General features: G+C 39.4%; 5 protein-coding genes and 1 pseudogene. All 6 read left to right on the top strand.

Going from position 1 to position 10,160, the window contains the following annotated elements:
* A partial coding sequence (locus tag GMD1S_RS05660) for an SspB-related isopeptide-forming adhesin (protein WP_000330989.1) occupies positions 1-1,885 on the top strand: 1,885 nt, incomplete at its 5' end.
* Positions 1,886-2,017: 132 nt separating this feature from the next.
* Positions 2,018-2,545 (top strand): FUSC family protein, encoded by a 528-nt coding sequence (locus GMD1S_RS05655; RefSeq protein WP_000119887.1) that lies wholly within the window; start codon positions 2,018-2,020, stop codon positions 2,543-2,545.
* Positions 2,546-2,621: 76 nt separating this feature from the next.
* On the top strand, positions 2,622-2,978 hold the full coding sequence (gene glnR, locus GMD1S_RS05650; RefSeq protein WP_000664333.1) for a transcriptional repressor GlnR: 357 nt from the start codon (positions 2,622-2,624) through the stop codon (positions 2,976-2,978).
* A gap of 38 nt (positions 2,979-3,016) precedes the next feature.
* Positions 3,017-4,363, top strand: a complete 1,347-nt coding sequence (glnA, locus tag GMD1S_RS05645) for a type I glutamate--ammonia ligase (RefSeq protein WP_001122885.1) — start codon at positions 3,017-3,019, stop codon at positions 4,361-4,363.
* Between the two features lie 390 nt (positions 4,364-4,753).
* Positions 4,754-5,341, top strand: a complete 588-nt coding sequence (locus GMD1S_RS05640) for a TlpA family protein disulfide reductase (RefSeq protein ID WP_001168154.1) — start codon at positions 4,754-4,756, stop codon at positions 5,339-5,341.
* A 59-nt stretch (positions 5,342-5,400) separates the two neighbouring features.
* Positions 5,401-10,160, top strand: a pseudogene (gene padA, locus GMD1S_RS05635) (LPXTG-anchored isopeptide-forming adhesin PadA); the annotation flags it as partial.

The raw sequence follows: 10,160 nt of genomic DNA, 5'->3' as shown, positions 1-10,160 counted from the left end.
AGAAGAGCCAACATATGAGACAGAGAAACCATTGGAACCAGCTCCAGTAGCACCAAGCTATGAAAATGAGCCAACTCCACCGGTAAAAACTCCAGATCAACCAGAGCCATCAAAACCAGAAGAGCCAAATTATGATCCATTGCCAACTCCGCCGCTAGCACCAACTCCTAAGCACTTGCCAACACCACCAGCGGTGCCAACAGTTCACTTCCATTACAATCGTCTATTTGCACAACCTCAGATTAATAAAGAAATTAAAAATGAGGATGGAGTAGATATCGACCGTACTCTAGTTGCTAAGCAGTCTGTAGTGAAGTTTGAGTTGAAAACGGAAGCTTTAACTGCAGGGCGTCCAAAAACAACTTCGTTTGTATTGGTAGATCCACTTCCAACTGGCTATCAGTTTGATTTGGAAGCAACCAAGGCTGCAAGCAAAGGTTTTGAAACAAGCTATGACAAAGCTAGTCACACTGTAACCTTTAAGGCTACTGAGGAGACCTTGGCAGCTTTCAATGCAGATTTGACAAAGTCCTTTGAGACTCTATATCCAACTGTTGTTGGTCGTGTCTTGAATGATGGGGCGACTTATACAAACAACTTTACATTGACAGTCAACGATGCCTACGGTGTCAAGTCAAACATTGTTCGTGTAACGACTCCAGGTAAACCAAATGATCCTGACAATCCAAATAACAACTACATCAAGCCTTTGAAAGTTAACAAGAACAAGCAAGGTGTGAATATTGATGGCAAAGAAGTTCTAGCTGGTTCAACGAACTACTATGAACTCACATGGGATTTGGACCAATACAAGGGAGATAAATCTTCTAAAGAAGCGATTCAAAATGGTTTCTACTATGTGGATGATTATCCAGAAGAAGCCTTAACCCTTCAACCAGAATTGGTTAAGATCCGTGATCTAGAGGGCAATCTTGTACCAGGTGTCAGTGTTCAACAATTTGATAGTTTAGAAGCTGCGCCTAAGAAGGTTCAAGATCTGTTGAAGAAAGCAAACATCACTGTTAAAGGTGCTTTCCAACTCTTCTCAGCTGATAATCCAGCCGAATTCTACAAGAACTATGTAGCAGCAGGAAAATCATTGCTAATCACAGATCCGATGACAGTTAAACCTGAATTTGGTCAAACGGGTGGTAAGTATGAAAACAAAGCCTACCAAATTGATTTTGGAAATGGCTATGCTACAGAAGTAGTTGTCAATAATGTACCGAAAATCACACCTAAAAAAGATGTGACAATCAGTATGGATCCAAGCAGTGACAATATCGATGGCCAAACAATTCCGTTGAACCAGTACTTCAATTATCGTTTAATTGGTGGTTTGATTCCACAAAATCATTCTGAGGACTTAAATGACTATAGTTTTGTAGATGATTATGACCAAAAAGGTGATCAATACACTGGAAATTATAAAGTTCTTGCCAAGGTTGATATCCGATTGAAAGACGGTCGTGTTATCAAGGCAGGGACAGACTTAACAGCTGAAACACAGGTTGAACATGATAAAGATAAGGGAATGATTACCATTCGCTTCAAGGAAGAATTCCTTCAAGAGATTCAGTTGGATTCTCCATTCCAAGCTGAGACTTATATTCAAATGAAACGAATTGCTGTCGGAACCTTTGAAAATACCTATGTAAATACTGTGAATAAAGTTGCTTACGCTTCAAACACAGTTCGCACGACAACGCCAGAACCTAAGAAACCAGGGGAGCCAACAACTCCTACTCCAAATCCAAAAGGTAACCCTACTCTACCTCAAACAGGTACAAATGATTCAAGCTACATGCCATATCTTGGTCTAGCAGCTTTAGTAGGAGTTTTAGGACTTGGTCAGTTGAAACGTAAAGAAGACGAAAGTAACTAAGCTCTGAATTTAAATAGAAAAGAGGAACTCTGTTTCCTCTTTTTTATAGCCCTAAATTAAAAACGCTTCCTATTGATTTTCACTCATAAAATCAACTAATTTATGTTAAAATGGTAGTAGAAAGTTGAGATTATGAGTTATTTTAAAAAATATAAATTTGATAAGTCACAGTTCAAGCTTGGTATGCGAACTTTCAAAACGGGGATTGCTGTATTTATAGTTCTCTTGATTTTTGGTTTTTTTGGCTGGAAGGGGCTTCAAATCGGAGCATTGACAGCGGTCTTCAGTCTACGAGAGAGCTTTGATAAGAGCGTCCATTTTGGAACTTCGCGTATCTTAGGAAATAGCATTGGCGGTTTTTACGCCCTTGTCTTTTTCCTCTTAAACACTTTATTTCATGGAGCCTTTTGGGTAACCTTACTAGTTGTTCCGATTTGCACCATGTTAACCATTATGACAAACGTTGCCATGAATAACAAGGCAGGAGTTATTGGTGGTGTAGCAGCCATGTTGATCATTACCCTATCAATACCAAGCGGAGAAACATTTTTGTACGTGTTTGCGCGCGTATTTGAAACATTTATGGGAGTTTTTGTCGCAATCCTTGTAAATTATGATATTGAGCAACTGAAACTCTTTTGGGAGAAAAAAAGAAAATAATGTTACATTTTATGACATTATTCGTTGACGTATGTCTTTTTTTAGACTATAATAGACAGGAAGAAGGAAATTGTAAATGAAGGAAAGAGAATTTCGCCGAAATATGGCTGTTTTTCCTATCGGCAGTGTTATGAAATTGACCGATCTCTCGGCGCGTCAGATTCGTTATTATGAAGATCAAGAGTTGATCAAACCTGATCGAAACGAAGGGAACCGTCGCATGTATTCGTTGAATGATATGGATCGTCTGCTTGAAATCAAAGATTATATCTCTGAAGGTCATAATATTGCTGCGATTAAGAAAAAATATGCTGAACGCGAGGCGAAGTCCAAGAAAGCTGTGAGTCAGACGGAAGTGCGTCGTGCACTCCACAATGAACTCCTCCAGCAGGGGCGCTTTGCTTCAGTACGGTCACCCTTTGGTCGCGGTTAGGCAATCGCAAGTAGTCATATATATTAAGGAGAAAACCCATGCCAATCACAGCTGCAGATATTCGTCGTGAAGTCAAGGAAAAAAATGTTACCTTTATCCGTCTCATGTTTTCAGATATTCTGGGAACCATGAAAAACGTCGAAATTCCTGCTACAGATGAACAGTTAGATAAGGTCTTGTCAAACAAAGCCATGTTTGATGGCTCTTCTATTGAAGGTTTTGTACGTATCAATGAGTCAGATATGTACTTGTACCCAGACTTGGATACATGGACAGTCTTCCCTTGGGGAGATGAAAATGGAAGTGTTGCAGGTTTGATCTGTGATGTCTATACAACAGAAGGCGAACCATTTGCAGGTGACCCTCGTGGTAATCTGAAGCGTGCACTTCGTCATATGGAAGAAGTAGGATTCAAATCTTTCAACCTTGGTCCAGAACCAGAATTCTTCCTATTTAAGTTGGATGAAAATGGGGATCCGACTCTTGAGGTAAATGACAAGGGTGGCTACTTTGATTTGGCCCCTACTGACCTTGCAGACAATACGCGTCGTGAAATCGTGAATGTCTTGACCAAAATGGGATTTGAAGTAGAAGCAAGTCACCACGAGGTTGCGGTTGGTCAACATGAAATTGACTTCAAGTATGATGAAGTCCTCCGTGCCTGTGACAAGATTCAAATCTTTAAACTCGTTGTTAAAACTATTGCTCGCAAACATGGTTTGTACGCAACCTTTATGGCAAAACCAAAATTTGGTATCGCTGGATCAGGTATGCACTGTAATATGTCCTTGTTTGATGCGGAAGGAAACAATGCCTTCTTTGATCCAAATGATCCAAAAGGAATGCAGTTGTCTGAAACGGCCTACCATTTCCTTGGCGGTTTGATCAAGCATGCTTACAACTATACTGCTATCATGAACCCAACAGTTAACTCATACAAACGTTTGGTTCCAGGTTATGAAGCGCCTGTTTACATTGCTTGGGCTGGTCGTAACCGTTCGCCACTTGTGCGCGTACCAGCTTCACGTGGTATGGGAACTCGTCTTGAGTTGCGTTCAGTGGACCCGATGGCAAACCCATACATCGCTATGGCAGTTCTATTGGAAGTTGGTTTGCATGGTATTGAAAACAAAATCGAAGCACCAGCTCCTATCGAAGAAAATATCTATATCATGACAGCGGAAGAGCGTAAGGAAGCTGGAATTACTGACCTTCCATCAACGCTTCACAACGCCTTGAAAGCCTTGACTGAGGATGAAGTGGTCAAGGCAGCCCTAGGTGAACACATCTACACGAGCTTCCTTGAAGCTAAACGTATCGAGTGGGCTAGCTATGCAACCTTTGTGTCACAATGGGAAGTTGATAATTATCTTGATTTGTATTAAGAACATAAAAAAGATTGTCTGATTGGGCAATCTTTTTTATTATTGCAAATTTTTAAATGTATTTCGTTGCTGTTTTTAGTATAGTTATTATATAGAAAAACAGAAAACAAGAAAGAGTGAATTATGCATTAAAAAGAAATAATATTCTGAAAATAATTAGAAAATAACGTCCAATCATTTTCATTATACCTATTTAATGCAGTAGTGTGGCGGGTTTAGCGGGGGGAAGAAAAAAGTTTACAATTTGACAACATATTTCTTGAAATACGAATTAGTAAATGATAAAATGTTTTTTGGAATGGATGAGTTTTGGAGAGTTTATAAATTATTTAATATATTATTTACTCAAGTTCTACTCGCCATATTTCATCAAAAAGGAAAGGAGATTCTATGCAAAAAGATAAGTGGTGGCTTCCGTTTTTAGCAGTGGGAGTCATCATCGGATTGTCGGTGGGTTTGATTTATTATACTAGACCCGCTAAGGACGGAGAAGTAGGGACTTCATCAGTTTCGCAATCAACTTCAAGTGCTGAGAACAATACTGCCTTGAGTCTAAAAGGTCAACAACTTCCAGAATTTAAAATGACTTCTCAAGACGGTAAATTGGTTGCTAGTTCAGAGCTGTATGATAAACCTATGTTAATTGTCGAATGGGCTAGTTGGTGTCCTCATTGTCAGAAACAACTACCCATTGTTCAGCAGATGTATGAAAAGTATGGTGAACAGATCAATTTTGTTTTACTAAATATGAACGAACCTGGTAAAGAAACAAAAGAGAGTGCTGATCGATACATTAAGGAAAAAGGATACACTTTCCCTTATTACTATGACGAAGATCAATCAGCTGCAGATCTATTACAGGTTCAGACCATACCAAGTATGTATTTTGTAACCAAAAAGCAAGAAGTAAAAAATGTATTGGTTAACCATTCCGATGCGGAAAGCTTTTCTAAAGAGTTGCAAACACTACTCAACTAACATATATCTACTATAGAAAAGGGGGAAGAAGAAATCACAATAGGATTTCAGAAATAGCAATGAGAGATTTCATTAAAAAGGTCTCCATATTGTTTATCATTTTATTCTTATCTGTTCCATTAGCCTTAATGGGACAGATACTTGGTAGCGCTGCAGCAAATGAAGGCGGTAGTACTATTGAAGTAGGTGGAAATACAAAGATAACACAAAATGGATGTTCCCGTAAAATTGAAAAAACGGAAAAAATTAGCTGGCGCCTGCCTAGAAAACCAGTGGATTTGGTAATCTTGCAGGATGCGAGTGGATCATTTAAGAACACCATTCCAAATGTCCAGAATGCTTTAAAAACTCTGACGACATTTGTGAAGGAAGAAGAGTATGATGAAAATAACCCACGTTTGGTTAAGACTGATAATCCAGATACATCAGACCGGGTTATGATGGCGACCTTCCAAGGTGCAGATGGATACAACTACTACTACAATAACGATTTTACAGGCCGTAAAGATGTTTATGGTAGTTGGGGACCTGACTATGATTACAAATACAAGGCAAGTAACTTGTCTTCTGACCAAAATGATATCCATCAATTCATTAATAATATTAAAGTAGCGGGAGGAACACCAACTGTTCCAGCTATTGACGATGTCATTGCTCAATATAATGAAAGAAAAGGGAATATGGCTAATGGTCGTAAAACTATCTTTCTTTTGATTACGGATGGTGTTGCCAATGGGAAACGTGACCCTGATGGTAAGGTTCGTCTAGAGTACAGTGACTATCGGAACAATATTCTTACACGTGCATGGAATTTTAATGAACTAACAGAGGCGTCTCAAAACGTTTTAGGGCGTGTGAAAGAGGTTAAGGAAGCATCTACAAGACTTAAAAATGTTGTTGGTTCTGAAGGAACAGTAGTAGTTGGTTTCTGGGAAGACGTAACAATCTTTGCGAATTCCAAAGCTCAGTACTATGACACATATAAAGAAGGTTATTCAAAATATTTTGATATAGGGGATAACCGAAGTGTCCAAGAGATTTTCCATGAAGCATTAGAGGGGATGGCTTCTCCAGCTAAAAATATCAATGGAAAAGATGTTTCCTTCTATGTTAATGAACAAAGCGATATCAATAAATTCTCAAGTCGAGTTCTAGAATCTGTTGGTGCTGCTCTGGTTAAAGAAGATATCAAAGGTGAGTTTGAAGTTACTCCAGGATATAAGGTAGATGCAGTTCGAATTAATGGTAAGAAGATTGTATCAAAGGTTACCGATTCGAAGAAAGAAATTCGTGGTAAGATTGTTCAAGAAGGAGACAAGGTTACAATCTCTGTTCCAGAGAGTGTCTTTAATCCAGGAAACAACAAGTTTGACTATGATTTGAGTAAGGAAGCACATGCTGAACAAGTTGATGAGGATGATGAGCAAGACCCTCCTGCAGACTACAAACCAGTTAAGGAGACAGTTCCAGTTCCTGAGCTGACTGGTAAATTTAAAGTTGGTGATTTTGCGACTGAAACAATCGGTGGTTCGAAAGAAACTGTAGAAGTTCAAAAACTTGAATACTGTTACCCAAGTGCCACCAAGAAAATTGCAGACCAAGATCAAAGCAATGATACTGGTACTATTGAAGATCCACTTCAATTGACTAAAAAACCAGCCTATGCGGCTAACTTGTCTGCCAAAGACGAAACATTTACTTATACAGTAGATTACAACTTCAACAACGTTCCTTATGAGTTTAAGCAAAACGTTATGTTGACAGACCCTCTTGACTATCGTTTAGAAGTTGTAGGTCATCATGCTTCTGGACCACAAGGTCAAATCTTGACTCGTGTAGTGAAACAAAATGACGATCTCGGAAACGAACGTGAAGTTGTTGTTGCTGATGTACCAAGTGTGAATGGTTATGAATACTTAGTGCTTCAAAAAGCTAAAATGACCATTACCGTTCGCTTGAAGGAGCAATATCGCAATAATCAAGCGAGCAAAGAATTCATGGCCCTTCTTCAGGATAATGATGGCTTCGGTTTGCTGAACCAGGGTAATATCATGTGGAATGGTGAGGATAATAATCCTGATCCAAGTAAACATGCTAAAACAGCTGACAAACCAAGTACCATTCGCCGTTCAAATCCAGTTTACGTGAAACCTCCAGTTGTAACAGAAATTACGAAGAAGGTTAATGACAAAGAACATGAAGATTTGAAGGCAGAAGAGGAACTCTTTGAGTACAAAGTGACTGTTCCATGGCCAGGCATTGCAGATACATTTAGCCTTACGGATACAGTTGTTTCAGAGTTGGAAGTTCAGGCAGATAGCTTGAATGTAAAACTTGGTGAAAAAGATAATACTGACTTGAAAACTGCTGCAAAAGTTGAAGGTCAAACTGTTTCACTGACTCTTGATAAAACTCAACTCGAAAAGATCTCACGTAAGGTAACGCGTCGTAAGACTAAAGATGTTCAATACCTAGAATTGACCTTCAAGGCTAAGATTCGTCCGGGTGCTGACCTTTCTAAATATAAGGAAGATGGTCAAATTAAAGTACCTAACACGGCAGATGTTGCCTTGAATGATATCAAGAAAACATCGAATAAAGTAACGGTTACACCACCAAAACCACAAGAACCTTCTATTGATAAGAAGATTAATGAGAACTTGGATAGCTTCCAAACGTTTGATGGGCAACCATACAACTACAACATTACAACAGCAGTACCAAGTGATGTTGCTAATTACAAGAAATTTGTGATTCGTGATACACTGGATGCTAATTTGGAACTTGCAGGAGACGTAAGTATTAAAGGTTCTGCAGCGGCCCTCTTTGATATCCACACCAATGGCCAAGAGATTACGGCAACGGTGAAGGATGGTCAGTTTGGTGAACTTGCAAAATACTCAACTGTTGAACTAGTCATTCCTGCAAAAGTTAAAAATGGTGTGACAGGCACAATCATTGAAAACAAGGCTTCTATTTCCTTTACAAATGAGAATAATGTAGAGAAAGAAGTTGAATCGAAACCTGTCACCGTAACGCCACCTCCTGTAACGAAGAAGATCAATGAAACTCTTGATCACTTAGATATCGCGACAGGTCAAGCGTATAACTACAACATTAAGACAAAACTTCCAACAGATATTACAGATTACAAGAAATTTGTGATTACAGATACACTTGAAGGAGATTTGTCAGTTATCAATGAAACTTCAAGCAAACCAGTTATCAAAGGAGCAGCTGCAGCCTTCTTCGATGTAACAGTTGAGGGTCAAACCGTGACTGCAACGATGAAGGACTTTGCGAACGCTACAGCTCTTGCTGGTCAAGAAGTGGAATTGATTATTCCGGCTAAGATCAATGATGGAGTGACTCGTATCAACATTCCAAATACTGCGAAGTTCAGCTTCACAGATAAGAACGATCATAGCGGAGAAAAAGAAACGAAACCTGTCACCGTAACCCCTCCATCAGAACCAGGTGTTGATAAGAAAATCAACGAAACACTGACAGAGGCAACAATCGGGGCAGAAACCGACTTTACTTATAATATCAAAGCGAAATTGCCAAATGATATTACAACGTACAAGTCCTTCGTTGTAACGGATACCTTGGATGAGAACTTGACTCCAGGTCAAGCTGAAATCAAGGGAGCGGCAGCGAAATTCTTCGATGTAACAGTTCAAGGTCAAACCGTGACTGCAACGATGAAAGATTTTGCGAATGCGGGTGACTACGGTAACCAAGAAGTAGAGCTCGTGATTCATGCCAAAGTGAAGAAAGGCTCAACTGTTCCATCTATTGAGAACAAAGCTAAGATTACTTACACCAACAAGAATGACCAACAAGGTGAGAAAGAAACCAAGCCAGTCACTGTTACTCCACCGCCAATCACTAAGAAGGTGAATGGTCAGGAACACGCAGATCTTGGTAAGTTATCAGAAATCTTTACTTATACGATTGACTCAACGGTTCCACATGTGGCAGATAGCTTCACTATTTCAGATGATATCGTCAAAGAATTGGCATTTGAAGGAGAAGCAACGGTCACTGTTGATGGCCAAGCTGTTCAAGACCTCACTGTAACAACAGAAGGTCAACGTTTGACGGTCACATTTGGTAAAGAGCAAGTGAAACAATATGCTGGTAAAGCTGTACAAGTTTCATTTAAGGCTAAGGTGAAGGAAGGCATTACCTTTGATGCACTCTTAGCAGCTTATCCAAATGAATCAAAAGACAAGCCGGTAGTACCAAATACTGCTAGCTACATCATTAATGATAATCCTGATTCTAAGAAAGAATCAAAACCAGTTACCGTTACACCACCACCAACCACTACTCCAGAGCTTAAGAAGGAAGTAAACAGAGCAGAACGTTATGATCTTGTAAAACGTAATGAAGAATTTACTTATACTTTGAAAACAACAATGCCTGCCAGCGCAACTGTGTTTGAGATGACAGACGAGTTGAAAGAAGTTCTAGAATTTGTCGGTGAGAATGCTTCAGCTACTGTTAAACTTGATGGTGAGGATGCAGGATCGAAGGCGACAGTGACACTTTCTGGTCAAGTCATCAAAGTTGCCTTTACAGAAGCTTCTGTAAAAGCAGATGCCGGTAAGTCAATTGAAGTGAATTTCAAGGCTAAGATTAGAGATAATGCCAACTTATCAGCTTATGTGAATAAAGATGGTAAGACAGAGATTCCGAATAAGGCTTCTTATGATATTGATCATAATCCAAAATACCACAAGGACTCTAATGAAGTCCCAGTAACGCCACCAACACCAGACGAGCCAGAAATCAAGAAAGATGTGAACGGCAA

This window comes from Streptococcus sp. GMD1S, from assembly GCF_000296875.1.
In the GTDB taxonomy this organism is placed as follows: domain Bacteria; phylum Bacillota; class Bacilli; order Lactobacillales; family Streptococcaceae; genus Streptococcus.
The sequence above is the reverse complement of the archived record's forward strand: the minus strand, read 5'-3'. Positions and strand labels throughout refer to the sequence as shown.

Bases quoted from the DNA above. Each gene is read 5' to 3' on its own strand.
- GMD1S_RS05640 (WP_001168154.1), top strand. From the start codon at position 4,754: ATGCAAAAAGATAAGTGGTGGCTTCCGTTTTTAGCAGTGGGAGTCATC.
- glnA (WP_001122885.1), top strand. From the start codon at position 3,017: ATGCCAATCACAGCTGCAGATATTCGTCGTGAAGTCAAGGAAAAAAAT.
- glnR (WP_000664333.1), top strand. From the start codon at position 2,622: ATGAAGGAAAGAGAATTTCGCCGAAATATGGCTGTTTTTCCTATCGGC.
- GMD1S_RS05655 (WP_000119887.1), top strand. From the start codon at position 2,018: ATGAGTTATTTTAAAAAATATAAATTTGATAAGTCACAGTTCAAGCTT.